20 protein-coding genes and 1 riboswitch are annotated in these 17,940 nt (G+C 40.8%); of the genes, 16 read left to right on the top strand and 4 right to left on the bottom strand.

Features of this window, described 5'->3' with window-relative positions:
• Positions 1 to 172: 172 nt before the first annotated feature.
• Both ACTJJQ_RS05910 and ACTJJQ_RS05915 read right to left on the bottom strand, forming a co-directional pair.
• Positions 173 to 697, bottom strand: a complete 525-nt coding sequence (locus tag ACTJJQ_RS05910; RefSeq protein ID WP_072367786.1) for a DUF309 domain-containing protein — start codon at positions 695 to 697, stop codon at positions 173 to 175.
• An 88-nt stretch (positions 698 to 785) separates the two neighbouring features.
• Complete coding sequence (locus ACTJJQ_RS05915; protein ID WP_008359694.1) at positions 786 to 878, bottom strand: YjcZ family sporulation protein; 93 nt, start codon at positions 876 to 878, stop codon at positions 786 to 788.
• A 210-nt stretch (positions 879 to 1,088) separates the two neighbouring features.
• Here ACTJJQ_RS05915 and ACTJJQ_RS05920 point away from each other — a divergent pair, with 210 nt between their 5' ends.
• From ACTJJQ_RS05920 to ACTJJQ_RS05990, 15 genes are all read left to right on the top strand, one after another.
• Positions 1,089 to 1,847 (top strand): segregation/condensation protein A, encoded by a 759-nt coding sequence (locus ACTJJQ_RS05920; RefSeq protein WP_440600022.1) that lies wholly within the window; start codon positions 1,089 to 1,091, stop codon positions 1,845 to 1,847.
• On the top strand, positions 1,837 to 2,430 hold the full coding sequence (gene scpB / locus ACTJJQ_RS05925; RefSeq protein ID WP_008344462.1) for an SMC-Scp complex subunit ScpB: 594 nt from the start codon (positions 1,837 to 1,839) through the stop codon (positions 2,428 to 2,430). Before ACTJJQ_RS05920 ends, scpB begins: the two co-directional genes overlap by 11 nt.
• Positions 2,431 to 2,543: 113 nt before the next feature.
• Entirely contained in the window at positions 2,544 to 3,023 is a 480-nt protein-coding gene (locus ACTJJQ_RS05930) for a YpuI family protein (protein WP_017367524.1), read from the top strand.
• A gap of 110 nt (positions 3,024 to 3,133) precedes the next feature.
• Complete coding sequence (locus tag ACTJJQ_RS05935) at positions 3,134 to 4,285, top strand: D-alanyl-D-alanine carboxypeptidase family protein (protein ID WP_017367523.1); 1,152 nt, start codon at positions 3,134 to 3,136, stop codon at positions 4,283 to 4,285.
• The gene (locus tag ACTJJQ_RS05940; RefSeq protein ID WP_007501015.1) at positions 4,273 to 4,860 is read left to right on the top strand and encodes a nucleoside recognition domain-containing protein; all 588 of its coding nucleotides are present in this window, start codon (positions 4,273 to 4,275) and stop codon (positions 4,858 to 4,860) included. The genes ACTJJQ_RS05935 and ACTJJQ_RS05940 overlap by 13 nt, the downstream gene beginning before the upstream one ends.
• A 4-nt stretch (positions 4,861 to 4,864) precedes the next feature.
• The gene (locus ACTJJQ_RS05945) at positions 4,865 to 5,401 is read left to right on the top strand and encodes a spore maturation protein (RefSeq protein ID WP_017359781.1); all 537 of its coding nucleotides are present in this window, start codon (positions 4,865 to 4,867) and stop codon (positions 5,399 to 5,401) included.
• A gap of 134 nt (positions 5,402 to 5,535) precedes the next feature.
• Positions 5,536 to 6,270 (top strand): 23S rRNA pseudouridine(2605) synthase RluB, encoded by a 735-nt coding sequence (rluB, locus tag ACTJJQ_RS05950; protein ID WP_007501012.1) that lies wholly within the window; start codon positions 5,536 to 5,538, stop codon positions 6,268 to 6,270.
• Positions 6,271 to 6,360: 90 nt separating this feature from the next.
• Positions 6,361 to 6,891 carry a thiol-disulfide oxidoreductase ResA gene (gene resA, locus ACTJJQ_RS05955; protein ID WP_017359780.1) on the top strand — a complete coding sequence of 177 codons (531 nt, stop codon included), beginning with the start codon at positions 6,361 to 6,363 and terminating at the stop codon, positions 6,889 to 6,891.
• Position 6,892: 1 nt separating this feature from the next.
• A complete protein-coding gene (gene resB / locus ACTJJQ_RS05960) occupies positions 6,893 to 8,572 on the top strand; it encodes a cytochrome c biogenesis protein ResB (RefSeq protein ID WP_216894641.1) in 1,680 nt (559 codons plus the stop codon).
• On the top strand, positions 8,556 to 9,734 hold the full coding sequence (ccsB, locus tag ACTJJQ_RS05965; RefSeq protein ID WP_440600023.1) for a c-type cytochrome biogenesis protein CcsB: 1,179 nt from the start codon (positions 8,556 to 8,558) through the stop codon (positions 9,732 to 9,734). The genes resB and ccsB overlap by 17 nt, the downstream gene beginning before the upstream one ends.
• Positions 9,735 to 9,820: 86 nt before the next feature.
• Positions 9,821 to 10,543 carry a response regulator transcription factor gene (locus ACTJJQ_RS05970; protein WP_003215596.1) on the top strand — a complete coding sequence of 241 codons (723 nt, stop codon included), beginning with the start codon at positions 9,821 to 9,823 and terminating at the stop codon, positions 10,541 to 10,543.
• A complete protein-coding gene (locus ACTJJQ_RS05975) occupies positions 10,540 to 12,321 on the top strand; it encodes an ATP-binding protein (RefSeq protein ID WP_024718919.1) in 1,782 nt (593 codons plus the stop codon). The genes ACTJJQ_RS05970 and ACTJJQ_RS05975 overlap by 4 nt, the downstream gene beginning before the upstream one ends.
• A 202-nt stretch (positions 12,322 to 12,523) precedes the next feature.
• Positions 12,524 to 13,084 carry an RNA polymerase sigma factor SigX gene (sigX, locus tag ACTJJQ_RS05980; RefSeq protein WP_007501006.1) on the top strand — a complete coding sequence of 187 codons (561 nt, stop codon included), beginning with the start codon at positions 12,524 to 12,526 and terminating at the stop codon, positions 13,082 to 13,084.
• On the top strand, positions 13,044 to 14,150 hold the full coding sequence (locus ACTJJQ_RS05985; protein ID WP_017359775.1) for a hypothetical protein: 1,107 nt from the start codon (positions 13,044 to 13,046) through the stop codon (positions 14,148 to 14,150). The genes sigX and ACTJJQ_RS05985 overlap by 41 nt, the downstream gene beginning before the upstream one ends.
• A gap of 99 nt (positions 14,151 to 14,249) precedes the next feature.
• Entirely contained in the window at positions 14,250 to 14,897 is a 648-nt protein-coding gene (locus ACTJJQ_RS05990) for a M23 family metallopeptidase (RefSeq protein ID WP_008344486.1), read from the top strand.
• Between the two features lie 33 nt (positions 14,898 to 14,930).
• Here the strand turns inward: ACTJJQ_RS05990 and serA are convergent, their stop codons facing one another.
• Positions 14,931 to 16,505, bottom strand: coding sequence for a phosphoglycerate dehydrogenase (serA, locus tag ACTJJQ_RS05995; RefSeq protein WP_008344488.1), 1,575 nt, complete (start codon positions 16,503 to 16,505; stop codon positions 14,931 to 14,933).
• A gap of 287 nt (positions 16,506 to 16,792) precedes the next feature.
• A riboswitch (FMN riboswitch) is annotated at positions 16,793 to 16,925 on the top strand.
• 149 nt (positions 16,926 to 17,074) lie between these two features.
• Between serA and ACTJJQ_RS06000 the strand changes: the two genes are divergently transcribed.
• Positions 17,075 to 17,656 carry an ECF transporter S component gene (locus ACTJJQ_RS06000; RefSeq protein ID WP_008344490.1) on the top strand — a complete coding sequence of 194 codons (582 nt, stop codon included), beginning with the start codon at positions 17,075 to 17,077 and terminating at the stop codon, positions 17,654 to 17,656.
• Positions 17,657 to 17,690: 34 nt separating this feature from the next.
• On the opposite strand, the gene ACTJJQ_RS06005 is transcribed toward ACTJJQ_RS06000, so the two are convergent.
• A complete protein-coding gene (locus ACTJJQ_RS06005; RefSeq protein WP_008344492.1) occupies positions 17,691 to 17,939 on the bottom strand; it encodes a ferredoxin in 249 nt (82 codons plus the stop codon).
• Position 17,940: the final 1 nt, after the last annotated feature.

The raw sequence follows: 17,940 nt of genomic DNA on the forward strand, positions 1-17,940 counted from the left end.
AGGGCTAAAATGAACTTGATTTTAGCCCTTTGTCTTCTTTTTTTCAGCGTGATAGAAACCTTTGCAGTCTAGGAAGGACGAGTACTGGAGCGGAGCGAATTCGATATTCGTGAGCACCGGCACGCAGGACTGACACCGAATGCGAGGGTTTGTCTACACGCTGAAGCAGAGGTTATATGCCTCTGCTTTTTTTACGTTCCATCTGTTTTTCACGTTCAAGCAATACGTCCGTCCGATCACGCAGTCTATGCTTTTCAATTAAGAATGTATGGGATAAGTTGCTCTCCTGTCCGAAGGTTAAGCCTTCTTTTTCCGCCATCTCTTGGCATAAAGAAAGAAGCGTTTCATCTCGGATTGGCAGCATCACACTTTCGTAGGGCATGTCTTCATCGATTTTCTTTTTCAGTGTTCTCAGCAGTAAAAGAAATGCCTCTTCATCAAGACCTAATTCTGTTAGTACGTTCCGGTCCGAATCTAATATATGAAGGCTGTTTGAAATCAGCCGTTTTGCTCCTTTTCCATTTCCTCGTCTTTGATGATACAAAGCAACAGCAAGCTGAATGAGACCCACCCAGTACTTTTTGCGCTGATGAGGAGGATCTTCTTTCCAAAATTCTTCAAGAATTTCATGACACTCAAAATAATCTCTTGTCGTATGAAATTCATGTAAAAAAGCCACGTACGCTTTAGGATACACAGCGGTCATCTCCTTTTCCACTATCAGTCTAACATACCGAAAAGAAAAGAAGAAAGAGCGCCCCTTTATGAAAGGACGCTCTGTTTCTTTAATAAACCCAAGCCGCGCCAACGATGATCAGCAAGATGAACAGCACAACAATAAGCGCAAATCCTCCGCCGAAGTAATAACCATCTCCCATAATGTTACGGCCTCCTTTTTCATCAGTTCTGATTACAATGGTATTCTATGTATAAATGCCCTCATTGGTATGGGCGAATCCACTGTTTTTCTTTTTTTGCCTGCTGCCTCATGGTCGAAATTATATTGGACGAGAGCTTTATCGTGTCTTATACTAAAGGTTAGCCGATGAAAACGGTACTTAGAAGACAGTAGAAATGGTGAGAAAAGAATGCTGGAATATCAGGTGAAAATAGATTCGTTTGAGGGTCCTCTGGACTTGCTTTTACATTTAATTAACCGTTTGGAAATTGATATTTATGATATTCCCGTCGCTAAAATTACGGAGCAGTATTTATTATATGTCCACACGATGAGGGAGCTTGAACTGGATGTTGCAAGTGAGTATTTGGTGATGGCTGCAACTCTCCTGAGCATTAAAAGCAGAATGCTTCTTCCAAAACAAGAGGAAGAGCTGTTTGATGAAGACCTGATGGAAGAAGAAGAGGACCCTCGTGATGAGCTGATTGGTAAATTAATTGAATACCGCAAGTATAAAAATGCAGCGCAAGAACTGAAGGAACGTGAAGAAGAGCGGCAAAACGCCTTCACAAAACCACCAAGTGATTTAAGTGAATTTGCAAAAGAAGCAGAAGCGAAGGACACAAACTTACACGTCACGGTGTATGATATGTTAGGTGCGTTCCAAAAGGTATTGAACCGCAAAAAAATAACAACACCAGCACCATCAAAGATTACAAGACAAGAAATCCCGATTGAAGACAAAATGAATGAGATTATGAACCATTTAAGAAAAACAAAAAAGCGAACCAATTTTATGACTTTATTTCAACATGATCAAAAGGAACACCTTGTCGTGACGTTTCTTGCTGTTCTCGAATTGATGAAAAGCCATCAAATCATGCTGGAGCAAGAAGGAAACTTTGAAGATATTTATATCATAGGGAGTGAAACGATTCATGACGCTTGATATCGTGAATTGGAAAGCCATCTTAGAAGCGCTGCTTTATGCAGCAGGTGACGAAGGCTTAACAAGAAAACAGCTCATGTCTGTTCTTGAAGTTGATGAGGCAGCGTTGCTTGATATTATGTCTGCCGTAAAGGAAGAATATCAAAAACAAGAACGAGGAATTGAGCTCATTGAATATGCAGATTCATATATGCTGCTGACGAAAAAAGAATACAGCGTATATTTAAAAAAATTAGTAGAGACACCATCGAAAGGTTTGTCACAGGCAGCGCTAGAAGTGCTCGCCATTGTCTCGTATAAACAACCGATTACACGCAGCGAAGTCGAGGAGATCAGAGGCGTTAAATCAGAACGAGTGCTGCATAGTTTAGTTGCCAAAGCACTGCTCTGTGAAGTAGGACGTGCCGATGGACCGGGACGAGCGATCCTTTATGGGACAACACCTACCTTTTTAGAGCAATTTGGTTTAAAAGCCTTAGATGAATTACCGCCACTTCCAGAGAATGTGGAAGCAGATGGGGTACAAGAAGAGGCTGATCTCTTTTTTGAAAACTTCAATCAAACATTTGAAGAGATAAAATAGTTCAAAATAAGGAAAAATGTATGATAAAATATAAAAAAGATTTTAGGTCTAAAATCTTCATTTGAAAGATAAAATGGTGACAAAGCCATGAGGGGAAGGTAAACACGAAACAAATGGCACATATGAATGTAAAGGCTCAAGTTGATCAAGCAGGCGTTTTTTTATCAAAGGTTGCAGTTGAAGTGAATGATTTTCTGAACGAAGCTACCTTATCAAGCTTGAAACGATTAAACCCGGAAGCGGAAGCCTATTATTGTGACATATTAAGTACATTGCGGAAGCTTGCAGTTTATAGCGAGGATGCCGCGGCGGTTTGTAGGAAAATCAGGCAGCAGCAGACATTCCCGCAGCAAGCCGCACAGCAGACGCTTCATCGTATTTATCATCAATGTATTGAAGAATTTTTTACACCAAAAAAGGATACATGGTATGAAGATAGCCGTTCAGCCTACACAGGAAAAAGCTGCATTGTTTTCCATCATGAAGTATCGGCTGAGGTCAAACGTTTGTTTTCTTCATTAGAAAAAGATTTTTTAACGATGAGAGAAGAGCTGGAATATACAACATCTCATCAGCAAATGAAAATGGTATAAAGAAGACAAGGCAACTCTCACATGAGAGTTGCTTTTTTTTATGGACGAGGCATCATAACTTTTTCAGCCGCGCATACACTTGTACAAAACGGACAAGGACGTGAATGAACATGCCATATTTAAAAATTGGAACAGCAGTCCTTCTTCTATTAACACTCTTACTGCCTTTTTCCTCACACGCTCAAGCAGACGTCTCATTATCGGTGAGTGCGAGAAGCGCCATTTTAATAGATGGACAGTCAGGCAGAGTCCTATTTGGAAAGGACGAGCACGAAAAAAGAAGAATCGCCAGTATCACAAAAATTATGACGGCTGTATTAGCCATTGAATCAGGAAAAATGAACGACATGGTCAAAGTGTCAAAACGTGCGATTCAAGCGGAAGGTTCTTCGATTTATTTAAAGGAAGGACAGAAGGTGAGCTTAGAAGACTTGACATACGGGCTCATGCTGCGCTCTGGAAATGATGCAGCTGTTGCCATTGCAGAACATGTTGGCGGCAGCTTAGAAGGGTTTATTTTTATGATGAACCAAAAGGCCTCTGAACTAGGCATGGAGAATACGAATTTTCAAAATCCGCATGGACTCGATGATCATAAAAACCATTATTCATCAGCTTACGATATGGCAATCTTAACGAAATACGCCATGAAGCATCAGCAATATCAAAAAATTGCCGGTACCACCTTTTATAAAGCAAAAACAATCGAGGGTTATTGGAAAAATAAAAACAAGCTGCTCACGGGTTTGTATCAATATTCGACTGGAGGGAAGACAGGATATACAAAACTTGCAAAACGCACACTTGTCTCCACAGCTGCAAAAGGAGATGCTGCGCTCATTGCTGTGACGATTAATGCACCGGATGACTGGAAGGATCATATCTCAATGTTTGAGTATGCATTTGATCACTATAAAACGTATGTGCTTGCTGAAAAAGGCAGGCTCGCTTCGTTAAAAGGGACTTTTTACGAAAAAAAAGCGTTTATTAAGCGGGATGTGGACTATTTACTAAATGAGGATGAGAAAAAACTAGTGGAAATCGAAACGGAAATGCTGACGCCTGAAAAGAAATGGGAGAAAAACAAAGAAGCGATCCCAGATGTAGTAGGGAAAATGACGTTCTTACTGGATGGTCAGGTAATTGAGCAAGTCCCCATTTTTTATGAAAACAAACGCAACCGAATGCCCCAAAAAAGCTTTCAAGAAATGTTTAAGTCTGTCTTTCAGACATCGATAGGCGGATCTTCATGGTCAATCTGATTTGGGTATTCCTCACGGTCATCGGTCTTGTCTATGCAATGTTTAACGGAACGATGCATGAAGTGAATGAAGCGGTCTTTAAAGGATCAAAAGAAGCGGTCACCATTTCAATTGGGTTGATTAGTGTTCTTGTATTCTGGCTAGGATTGATGAAGATCGCAGAAGAAGCGGGGTTGTTACATTTCTTTAGTAAATTATGCCGGCCCTTTATCTCAAAACTATTTCCTGAGATTCCTGCGAATCATCCAGCGATGGGGTATATTCTGTCCAATCTCATGGCAAATTTCTTTGGGCTTGGCAATGCTGCTACTCCACTTGGGATTAAGGCGATGGAGCAGATGAAAGCATTAAATGGCGGGAAAAATGAGGCGAGCCGGTCTATGATTACGTTTTTAGCAGTCAATACATCCTCTATCACACTTGTGCCAACGACTGTCATTGCCATTCGTATGACCTATGGCGCAGATCAGCCAACAGATATTGTAGGCCCAACCATTTTGGCGACACTTATTTCAGGTATCGGTGCGATTATGATTGATCGCTATTTCCACTATCGCAGAAGCAGGCGGGGGTGATCTTGTGGCATTTATTAACTGGCTGTCACTTGCTTTGATTCCACTGATCATCGCAGGAATATTGATTGCAGGGACGATTAAAAAAGTACCGACGTACGAAACATTTGTAGAAGGCGGGAAAGAAGGCATTCAAATTGCCTTTTCAATCATTCCATATTTAGTCGGTATGCTTGTCGCCATTACGATTTTCCGAGCATCAGGGGCACTTGACTTTGTCATGGAGTTATTAAAACCTGTGTTTACAGCGATTGGTGTTCCTACAGAAGTGGTGCCGCTTGCTTTGATACGCCCTATATCAGGAACAGCGGCGCTTGGTATGACATCAGACTTAATTGCGACTTATGGTCCAGATTCTTTTATCGGCAAGCTTGCCGCCGTTATGCAAGGGTCAACGGATACGACCCTTTATATTTTAACCGTCTATTTTGGAGCAGTTGGTATTAAAAAAATGGGAGATGCACTGAAAGTGGGGCTGCTTGCAGACCTGATTGGGATCATTGCATCAATTATTATCGTCAGTTTGTTATTTAGCGGCGCCTAATCAGGTGCTTTTTTTATTTCGTGGATGGAAAACAGCTTTTTTGTTGAAATTAGACAGATGAAACGCTTATTTTTCCACGAATGCTTGTTTGTTTCAAGCCAAGCAAGTAAGATAGTACATGAGGTGAAAGACAAATGGAACGTTTACAGAAAGTAATTGCCCATGCCGGCGTCGCTTCTAGACGAAAGGCTGAAGAATTAATTAAAGAAGGACGAGTTACCGTTAATGGTGAAACAGTGACAGAGCTCGGAGTAAAGGTGGGCTCTTCAGATAAAATTGAAGTCAATGGCTTAAAGCTTGAAAGAGAAGAACCGGTTTACTTTATGCTTTATAAACCGCGCGGCGTCATTTCAGCTGCCGAGGATGATAAAGGACGAAAAGTCGTGACAGACTTCTTTGATGATGTTCCGCAGCGTCTGTATCCAATCGGCCGGTTGGATTATGATACGAGCGGTTTAATTTTGATTACAAATGATGGCGAATTTGCTCATAAGCTCATGCATCCGAAATATGAAATTGATAAAACGTATGCAGCGAAACTAAAAGGCATCCCTTCAAAAGAATTGCTTAGAAAGCTAGAAAAAGGAATCATGTTAGACCATAAAAAAACAGCACCTGCCCGTGCCAAAATGCTCTCGATTGATAAACGAAAGCAAACATGTATTGTGCAATTAACCATTCATGAAGGCAGAAATAGACAGGTTCGCCGCATGTTTGAAGCAATCGGTCACGACGTTTTAAAACTCAAAAGAGAGCAATATGCTTTCCTTCATATTGAAGGCATGAGACCAGGAGATCGCAGAGAATTGACGCCGCATGAAGTAAAACGCCTAAGAGCGATTGCGGATCATGGGAAAAGCGCTTTTTAATTTTCACATAAACTTCAAAAAATGAAGAAGCATCAAAAGAAGGAGAATGCTATAATTTACCTGAATGTCTATGGGGAAGGGGTACTTCAGATGAAGAAAAGACGATTTTTCATACGGACGGGCATTCTCCTCGTGATGCTTGCTGCACTGTGTTATACGATGTATAACTCAGTATTTGCCAAACAGGATCAAATCAAAGAAGGATCTATTGCGCCGAACTTTGTCCTTCAATCGGTAGATGGGGAACGGATTGAATTAAAGGACTTAAAAGGCAAAGGCGTCTTTCTCAATTTTTGGGGTACATGGTGCGGTCCATGTAAGCAGGAATTCCCTTATATGGCAAATCAGTATGAAGTGTTCAAGGATCGCGGTGTCGAAATTGTTGCCGTGAATGTGGGGGAATCCAATATTGCTGTGAAGAATTTTATGGATGCTTATGGCGTGAATTTTCCTGTTGCCATGGACAAAGATCGTCAAGTGACAGAGGCATATGATATTACGCCGCTGCCAACCACATTTTTAATTAATCCTGAAGGCAAAGTAATCAAAGTCATAAAGGGGACGATGACAGAACGTAATGTCTATGAATATATGAATTTGATTAAACCAAAGGGGTCATAGAATGAAAGAGGTAAAGTGCGAGTGTGGACATATTAATCCAATCGGTACTGTTCTATGTGAATCATGCGGGAATCCCATTGCAGCAAAAGAGAAAAATTCATCAAAGCTGCTTGATATGAGATATGACGGCAGTGCAAGACGCTCGCAAACATACAACAAAACGATTGTTGATAAAGTATGGAACTTTTTTTCTTCCGTAAAAGTGGGTGTGTGGCTCATTGTCATCACACTGTTAGCTTCTTCGCTAGGAACTATTTTTCCGCAGGAGCGGTTTATTCCGCCAGGTGCATCAGCTTCCACTTATTATGAGGAGCAATATGGGTCGTTTGGCAAGTTATATTACATCCTTGGATTCCATGATCTTTATAATTCTTGGTGGTTTTTAGCCCTTGTCGCATCTATCGGAATTTCCCTTGTGATTTGCAGCCTTGATCGAGTGATTCCACTTTATCGCGCACTCAAAAATCAAGGGGTTGTCAAAAAAGAAGGTTTTATGAGAAGGCAGCGTCTTTTCAGCGAAACAAATCAAACATTAGATCAACATACATATGAAGGCATCGTTAGTAAAATGAAACAAAAGCGTTACCGCGTAAGAGAAGAAGATGGACATATTTTAGCTGAAAAAGGCCGCTTTTCCCGCTGGGGACCTTACGTCAATCATATTGGATTAATTATATTTCTCATTGGATCCATGCTTCGATTTGTCCCAGGAATGTACGTGGATGAAACATTATGGGTAAGAGAAGGCGAAACGGCACCAATCCCAGGAACGGGAGGCCAATACTTCTTAAAGAATAATGCGTTTTCAATTGACCGCTATGAATCTGAAAAAGAAAAAGAAGTCTTTGAAAATGCTATTGAAAAGGCTGGCGATGGTCAAGTCGTCAAAAGTTATAAAACCGATGCCGTTTTATACAAACGTGAAGGGGAAGTTGTTTTTGGTGAAAAACCAAAGCTGAAGCAGGTAACAGAACACGATATTAAAGTGAATGAACCGCTTAAGTTTGACAATTTCTCATTATATCAAGTGGATTTTAAACAAAATGAACTCGATCAAATGGTCTTTCAGCTGATTCGAAAAGATACTGAGAAATCTTTCGGAACAGTAAAGATTAATCTGCTGGAGCCTAAGTCAGAATATGATCTTGGTAGCGGTTACAAAGTCAAGGTGATGAGTTATTTGCCTGATTTTTATTTTGACGAAGATGGCACACCTAGTACGAAAACGAGGAATCCGAATAATCCTGCGTTCGTATTTGAAATGATCTCTCCTGAAAAACCAAAAGGTGAAAAAAGTTTTGTCGCGATTCAAGAGACAGTAGAGGGTTCTGATAACAATCTTTATAAAATGAAATTTGACCGGGTTGAAACAAAAAACGTGACAGGTTTAACGGTTCGAAAAGACTTAACACTCTGGGTACTTATTGTTGGCGGAATGATCTTTATGATTGGTGTCGTACAAGGGATGTACTGGCAGCATAGAAGAATCTGGCTGTCGGCAAAGGATGGAAAAGTGTTTGTGGCAGGACATACAAACAAAAACTGGTTCGGCTTAAAGTCTGATCTCAAGGTGTTACTGCATGGCAGTGGCATCAAACAGCCAGTGGATCAAAAAGAACTGCCTGATACAACAAGTATCAGCAAAAGCAAGGGGGAAGGATTAGATGGCGGCAGTCAGTGAAAACCTGTTATTTGCAGCTTTTCTATTGTATTTAGCGGCAGTTCCTTTTTTTGGAGGGGCCATTAAAGGAAAAAAGAAGGAAGATGGTCCGCGCAAAAACAAGGCGGCACTTATCGGCATAACGCTCACCATCATCGGTTTTTTGAGTCAATTTGGCTATTTTATTTCAAGGTGGATCGCGTCTGGTCACGCACCAGTCAGTAATCTGTTTGAATTCACCACAGCCTTTGGCATGATGCTGGTGCTCGCATTTATTATTTTATATTTTGTCTATCAAGTGTCTGTGCTAGGTTTATTCACACTTCCAATCGCTTTATTAATCATTGCTTATGCAAGCATGTTTCCATCGGATATTTCACCGTTGATTCCTTCGCTTCAAAGTAATTGGCTATATATTCACGTCACGACAGCAGCGCTTGGTCAAGCCATTTTGGCGATCAGTTTTGTGGCAGGTGTGATTTTTCTTTTGAAGCATGTCGATCAAACAAAACCGGGGAAGAAAACCTTTGGCTTAGAGCTGGTCATGTTTATGATTGTGGTCACCCTTGCATTTATCGCTGTCACGTCCATTTTTAGAATGACAGGGTATGAAGCGAAATTTAATTGGGTAGATAAAAATAAAGAAGAGAGCGTCATGGTCTATGAGCTTCCTGCCTTAGTAGGACCTCATAAAGGAGAACTTATCACAAAAGATCGTTTAGAGCCTGCGGTTGATCTGCCGCCTGTTTTTTCAGGTAGAAAGGTGAATACAGTGCTGTGGTCATTTGGCGTTGGGCTGATCATTTATGGACTGCTAAGATTGATCATTCGCAAACGACTAAGTGCGCTGCTTCAGCCGCTCGTAAGACAGGTGAATCTCGATTTAGTCGATGAAATTGGGTACAGGGCTGTTTCCATAGGATTCCCTGTATTTGCGTTAGGCGGTCTTATTTTTGCGATGATCTGGGCACAAATTGCATGGACGAGATTCTGGGGGTGGGACCCGAAGGAAGTATGGGCTTTAATTACATTTTTATTTTACGCCGCCTATCTCCACCTTCGGTTATCACGAGGCTGGCATGGTGAAAAGTCCGCTTGGCTTGCTGTAATCGGATTTGCGATCATTATGTTTAACCTCATCTTTGTCAACCTAGTGATTGCGGGGCTTCATTCTTACGCGTAATCGCATGAAAAAGGCCAACTTTTATGATTCGATTCGGCTTTTTGTTAAAATGTATGTAACAACGGAGAAAGCAGGAGGATTGTCTAATGGAACACACAACTCAAACGAAAATATTAGTCGTCGATGATGAGGCAAGAATTCGTCGCCTTTTAAAAATGTATTTAGAACGGGAAAATTATGAAATTGATGAAGCGGAAAATGGGGATGAAGCCATTCAAAAAGGACTTCAAACCGATTATGACCTCATTTTGCTTGATTTAATGATGCCTGGGACAGATGGGATTGAAGTGTGTAATCAAATCCGAGATAAAAAAGCCACACCAATTATTATGCTGACAGCAAAAGGTGAGGAAGCTAACCGTGTGCAAGGCTTTGAGGCAGGAACGGATGACTATATCGTCAAACCTTTCAGCCCGCGTGAAGTGGTTCTTCGTGTGAAAGCACTGTTAAGAAGATCGTCTCAAACGTCATACCTTAATACTGGAACAACCACAAAAGATGTTCTCGTGTTTTCTCATCTATCTATTGATCATGATGCACACCGGGTCACAGCAGATGGAAAAGAAGTCAGCCTCACGCCGAAAGAATACGAACTTTTGTACTTCTTGGCAAAAACGCCGGATAAGGTCTATGACAGGGAAAAGCTTCTCAAAGAAGTGTGGCAGTATGAATTCTTTGGGGATCTGAGAACAGTGGATACCCACGTCAAAAGGCTTCGCGAAAAACTAAATAAAGTGTCACCAGAAGCAGCGAAAAAAATCGTGACAGTATGGGGTGTCGGGTACAAATTTGAGGTCGGCGCTGAATGAAGCTGTGGAAAAGTGTCGTAGGAAAGCTATGGTTAACCATTCTTTTCCTCGTGCTCATTGTTTTATCGATTTTAACTGTGCTTCTTTTAGAGTTCATTGAGAATTACCATGTGGAAGAAGCAAAGTCTGATTTAACACAAATGGCCAACAAAGTAGCAGTCATTTTAGAAAGCCATGAGGATCAATCGCTTGCAAGATCGATTACATCAGAACTAGCTGATAAATTGACAAGTATCGCGATTGTTCAAGAGGATGGACTAGAATGGTATTCGTCTGAAAAAGGCGGGAAGCTTCCTGCGATCACAAAAGAACAAATTGAAGCAGACAAAGATTTGAACAGGGCACTGACAGAACGAAAAAAAATCAGTAAACGAGCTGAATCTGATACAGGCAATCAGAAGGATGAGCGCATTGTAGTAGGTGTTCCTTACGAGGCGAACGGAAAGAAAGGGATGGTCTTTCTTTCTCAATCCCTCCTCGCTGTAGAGCAGACAACAAAACATACGACGCGTTATATCTTCCTCGCAGCCGGAATTGCGATTGTGCTGACGACGATTTTCGCTTTCTTCTTATCTACTCGTGTCACCTATCCTCTCAGAAAGATGAGAGAGGGAGCACAAGATTTGGCGAAAGGGAAATTTGATACTAAGATTCCTATTTTAACGCAAGATGAAATTGGGGAACTGGCGATCGCCTTTAATCAAATGGGTAAGCAGCTTAAATTTCATATAACCGCTTTAAATCAAGAAAAAGAACATTTGTCCAACATTCTCAGCAGTATGGCAGACGGTGTCATCACGATCAATATTGATGGAACGATCCTCATGACAAACCCTCCTGCAGAAAGATTCTTGCAGGCTTGGTATTACGAGCAAAATATGAAGATCAAAGATGGGGATGAACTGCCGCCAGAAGCGCGTGAATTGTTTCATACTGCCGTCAGTACGGAAAAAGAGCAAATGATCGAAGTCACGCTGCAAGGGCGTACTTGGGTTCTTCTTATGTCTCCGCTTTATAACCAGCAAGATGTCAGAGGGGCGGTTGCGGTGCTTCGCGATATGACAGAAGAGAGAAGACTGGATAAGCTAAGAAAAGACTTCATTGCAAATGTCAGTCATGAACTCCGTACACCTATTGCTATGCTGCAGGGCTATAGTGAAGCGATTGTCGATGACATTGCCGGATCAGAAGAGGAAAAGAAAGAGATTGCCCAAATTATCTATGACGAATCACTTCGAATGGGGCGTCTTGTGAATGATCTTCTCGATCTCGCACGTATGGAAGCTGGTCATATTACACTGAATCTTGAATCAACTGATACAGAAGAGCTGACTGAAAAAATCTACCGTAAATTCCTTGGAATTGCGAAAGAAAAACAAATCAACCTGACGTATGAAATTCAAGTAGAAGAACCGTATTTTGTATTTGATCCAGATAAAATAGAACAGGTTTTTACAAATCTCATCGATAATGCCATTCGTCATACACCAGAAGGCGGAGAAGTTCACTTCTCAGTTCAATCGGTGGAAAATGGGCTCAAGATGGATGTGAAAGATTCGGGAAGCGGCATTCCTGAAGAGGATCTCCCATTTATTTTTGAACGGTTCTATAAAGCAGATAAAGCAAGAACAAGAGGACGTTCCGGTACGGGGCTGGGCCTTGCGATTGTGAAGAACATCGTAGAAGCGCATCAAGGCTCCATTCATGCACATAGTAAAGCTGGAACAGGTACTCACTTCACTTTCTATATTCCGAAAAAAAAGCAGGAACTCGTCTAATCTTGACGAAGAATCTTGTTACATGAGAAACACTTCTTTTCGAAAGAAAACGAAGTGTTTTTTCTATTTTCATATTTTTAAGGAGAAGTTAAACAAAAAGCCCTTTCCAAATTGTCGATCTTGTAATATATTTGTCATAAAGTTGTAATGTAACGTTTTGTGAGAGTCACTCGACAAAAATAAGTGAACGGAGGGGTTTCCTATGCATGAAACCTTTCAAAAAATATATGATTCGTACCATCAAGATTTGTACCAATTTTTATTTTATATGGTAAAAGATAAAAATCAGGCAGAGGATCTCGTGCAGGAGGTTTACATTCGGGTACTTCACTCATATAAAACTTTTGAAGGAAGAAGCAGCGAGAAAACATGGCTGTTTTCAATTGCAAGGCATGTGGCAATTGACTGGTTTCGCAAACAGCAAACCATCAGACAACGGGTGCTCGGCACGTTTGATTGGGATAAACAGGATGTAAAAGATCCAGACCTGCTCCCAGATGAATTGGCTGTACAGGATGAAAATATCAAAGAAATTTATGCCGCACTTGATCATTGCACCATTGATCAACGAGCCGTCATCATTTTAAGGTTTATCCAAGGCTACTCAATCATGGAGACGGCCAAGGCGCTAAAGTTCTCGGAAAGCAAAGTCAAAACAACGCAGCACCGAGGCCTGAAAGTGCTCCGAAAACATATGGAGCTTTTGAAGGAGGAGCTAGTGAATGAAAACGAACAGGTCCAATTGGAGCGAAGAACGAATTAAAGTATTACTCAGTCAGCTTCCAAAGGTGGAGGACAACCGTTCATCTAAGCAGATTTACCAGCAAATGCTGATGGCAAGCGGGAAGAAAAAGAAAAGTGCCAGATGGATCGGTCCAGCGGTCGCAACCGTTGTGGTCTTATTTATGGCGTTTTTGATTTCTCCTCATTTATTTCAGCCGGCTGCTCAAGATATAAAGAAAGTGAAAATGGACTCGAGTGCTGAAAAAGGACAGGTGAATGCTACATTAGAGGCGGTAAAAAACACAAATGATCCTTCACATGTTGCTTATGCATCTGACAAAGAAAAGTATATGACGATTTCATACATAGATGAATCGACTTCTCAAGTTGTCCCAATCAGTATTCAAAAAGAAAATAAGCATGACGATGTGCAGGCGCTTCTTGATACATATGAAAAACTGGAGCTGCCTGAAATGACAAAACCTCTTCAAGCCTATATGGATATGGTGGATGTGAGTGAAAAAGGAGACACACTGATTTTTCAGCTGAAAAATGATTTGTCTCTTGATACATTAAAAGAAGCCAACCGTTTTAAAGACATGGTAAAAGAAACGTTAAAATGGAGCCAATATAAACAAGTACAGGTCAAGTCTGTCAATGGCTCGCACCTTCAATTAGGGACGAATGGCCGTCTTGGTACCATTTCAATTAATAAACAAACAAAGCACGCTTACTACGTTTTAGAAAATAAGAGCGGGACATTTTTGGTGCCCTCAAAAGATGATTATCCTTCTTATAAAGATGCGGTAGAGGCGATGAAGCGGGCGAATGATGCAGGACTCGATCCACTCATTAAAGAAGAGCCTATTAAAAAAGTGACATCAAAAGGTAAACATGCAACCATCACGTTTGGAGCATCAGCACAATTAACGGACTCAATTGATCATATTTTACTTATTGAAGGGCTGCTGCTCACAGCGAAAGATTTCGGTTTTACAGATGTCACGATACAAAATGCAGGAACAGATCAAGTAGGCCCATATGAATTAAAAGAACCGCTAGAGGTACCGGCACTGCCAAACCCAGTTGTTATCAAAGAACGCTAAAGGACGCAACTTATGCGTTCTTTTTTCATGTATAGAAAAGGGCTTCCTTGAGGTATACTAAGCTGTCATGAAAAGAACTTCAAAGAAGGGAAGTCACTGATGAAAAGGTATTGCTACATATGTGCTAGCTGTTTCTTGTTCTTGACCTTATCACCGTTTGCCCATGCAGAGAAAACAACCGAGTGGGTGGAACCAATCAAAGGTGAAGTCACTGATTTGTTTGGGACAAGAGGTGGTTCGCATAAGGGGTTAGACATTGCTGCACCAGAAGGAGAATCCATTTTTGCTGCAAGCGAAGGTGTGGTTACTCGTTCCTATGTATCTGCTACTTATGGAGAAGTTGTATTTATTCGGCATCCAAATGGATATGAAACCGTCTATGCGCATTTAAATGCGCGTTTTGTAAAGAATGGTGACCATGTACAAACAGGGCAGCCGATCGGCATCATAGGCAACACAGGCGCTTCTAGGGGCACTCATTTGCATTTTGAGGTGCACAGGGGGAATTGGTCAGTTAGTAAAGAAGATGCAGTAGATCCGCTCACAATCATTGCAAGAGATCGTTTCCAAGAGCCAGCCCTTCATGTAGATGGATATGAGAAACATACATATGTCATACAACGAGGGGACACGCTCTGGTCCATTGCTAAAGCACATCAAATGACCGTTGATCAATTGAAGAAAATCAATGCACTGACAAAGAATCTCATACGTACAGGTGAACGTTTAATCGTTTCAACAAAATAAACCTCATGCAAAAGCATGAGGTTTACCATTTTTTTATAGGTCAATCAGACGTACAGAAAGAATATCGCTCACTTTAGTTAACGTTTGGACAATTTCATCTTCAAGGTGCTTGTCAAAAGAAAGCATCATGATGGCTTCGCCGCCTTTTTCTTTACGGCCTACTTGCATTGTCGCAATGTTCACATCGTGGTCGCCTAAAATCTTTCCAACTTGACCGATCACACCAGGTGCGTCAGTATGCTGAATATAGACAAGGTGCCCATCTGGGTAAAAGTCAATATTGAAACCATTAATAGAAACGACACGTTCACCTAGATGCGGGATATACGTTGCTTTTAATGTAAAGGTAGAAAGGTCACCTTTGACTTCAATGGAAATGCTGTTCTCATAGCCAGATTCGCTTGAAGAAATTTTCTCGCTAAAGCTAATGCCGCGTTCTTTTGCCACCATACCAGCATTGACTTCATTTACAGTCGAATCGACACGCTCTTTCAAAAAGCCAGAAAGCAGACTTTTTGTAATAAACGATGTTTCGAGTTTTGCGATAGATCCTTCATATGAAATGCTGACTTCTTTTACAGGTTCTCTCATCGATTGAGAAACAAGACGTCCAAGTTTTCCTGCAAATTGATGATAAGGCTGGATTTTTTTGAACTCGTCTTTTGTCATCGCTGGTAGATTAATAGATGACATAACCGGGAGTCCTTTTGCAAATTGAAGAACTTCTTCAGAGACTTGTGCCGCCACATTTAATTGTGCTTCTTTTGTAGATGCACCAAGATGCGGAGTGGCAATGACGTTTGGATGATCCACAAGTGGATTCTCAGTAGGTGGTTCTACTTCAAATACATCGAGAGCAGCCCCTGCGACATGACCATTTTCAAGTGCTTCAAGAAGGTCGCGTTCGTCAATGATGCCGCCGCGTGCACAGTTCACTAGACGAACACCTTTTTTCGTTTTTGCGATTGTTTCTTTATTGAGAAGTCCTCTAGTTTCTTTTGTTAAAGGTGTATGTACCGTAATAATATCTGATACTTCAAGCACTTCATCAAGTGATTTTGCATTAACACCAATTTTTTCGGCACGTTCTTTTGTGAGGAAAGGGTCAAATACGTTGACCGTCATGCCAAATGCTCTTGCACGCTGGGCGATTTCACTTCCAATTCTGCCTAAGCCAACAATCCCAAGAGATTTTCCGTAAAGCTCAGCACCAACATATGCGCCTCTGTTCCATTCTTTTGATTTCACAGAAATATTGGCTTGAGGAATATGACGCATGAGAGATGAGATCATCGCAAACGTATGCTCTGCCGTTGAAATCGTATTCCCATTTGGTGCATTGATGACAATCACACCGTGTTTTGTCGCTTCATCAATGTCAATGTTGTCGACTCCCACACCGGCACGGCCAACAATTTTTAATGAAGTCATTTTTTCATAAAGTTCTTTTGTCACTTTTGTGGCACTTCTGACAAGTAAGGCATCAAACGTGTGTAATTCATCTTCTGCTTCTGTTACATTTTTTTGAACAATTTCAACAAAATCTGATTCTAATAGTGGTAAAAGACCATCATTGCTCATCTTATCTGAGACTAATACTCGAAACATCGTAAGATTTCCTCCTAAAATAAACGTCATAAATATCTGATAATTTACCATATTCCTTTTCACTGTGTCAATCAAATTAAAGCAGTAAAGCGAAAAAGAAAACACGAACATTTTTTAGTGTCTTGATCAAGAATGGACACCTTTAAACAAAAGATAACCAATTTTTACGCATTTGTCATTATAAATTTTAGGTTTTTTACGATTTCTTAAAACTGATGAATTTGCTCAGGATTTTTATCTGTACAAATGCTCATATATCATATATAATGATGTCGAATTGAATAATGATCAATCTTCGGGGCAGGGTGTAATTCCCTACCGGCGGTGATGAGGCATAGTCTCTAAGCCCGCGAGCCTTTTTTGGCAGGATTCGGTGTGATTCCGAAGCCGACAGTATAGTCTGGATGGGAGAAGATGGAGGTTCGTAAACGTTGAAAACATGTCTGTTTATACGTTTATTTGTGTAGCCTAAATTTCCCGCTCCTGTGTATCTATTCAGAGCGGTTTTTTTGTGGCTAAAATTGAACAATCCTCTTTTCGAAAGATTTGATCGAAAAGGAGAGAGAATATTGAATCAAAGTAAAGTAAAACGTTTAGTCGTCATCAGCATGCTTAGCAGTATCGCATTTGTATTAATGTTATTGAATTTCCCTTTCCCTGGGCTTCCTGGGTATTTAAAAATTGATTTTAGTGATATTCCTGCGATTATTGCAATTTTAATTTATGGGCCAGGTGCTGGGATTGCTGTTGAAGCTTTAAAGAATCTACTGCACTACCTCATTCATGGTAGCATGTCCGGTGTTCCTGTGGATCAAGTAGCGAATTTTACAGCAGGTGTACTATTCATCTTACCGGTGGCTTTTATTTTTAAAAAGATTAAATCAGCAAGAGGGTTAGCGTGGTCCATGATTCTCGGAACATTACTCATGACAGTCATGATGAGCATCTTAAACTATTTCTTGTTCCTACCTGCTTATACATGGTTTTTGAATGCACCCGTCCTGTCAGATCATGTGCTAAAGGCAACCATTACAGCAGGGATCTTGCCTTTTAACCTGATTAAAGGAATCATCATCACCATCGTTTTTAGTTTCATTTTTGTCAAAATGCGTCCATGGTTTGAAAATAAACGCCGACTTCAAAATAGTTAATATAAAAAAAGCCCCTTTTAAAGGGGCTTTTATCCTATTCATGCTTAAGTGGATCACCATCGAAAGTTTCGTCCGCAACTTTAATTGAGTCAGTTGGGCAACCTTCAAATGCATCAAGCATATCTTCTTCAAGTACTTCTGGAACTTCTACAGTCCCCTGATTGTCATCAAGCGTGACAAATGCAATGCCTTCATCATCATAATCATAAATGTCTGGAGCAGCTGCACCGCATGCGCCGCAAGCAATACATGTGTCTTTGTCTACAATTGTATATTTTGCCATG

This window comes from Bacillus sp. 22483, assembly GCF_052044605.1.
GTDB lineage: Bacteria > Bacillota > Bacilli > Bacillales > Bacillaceae > Bacillus > Bacillus altitudinis.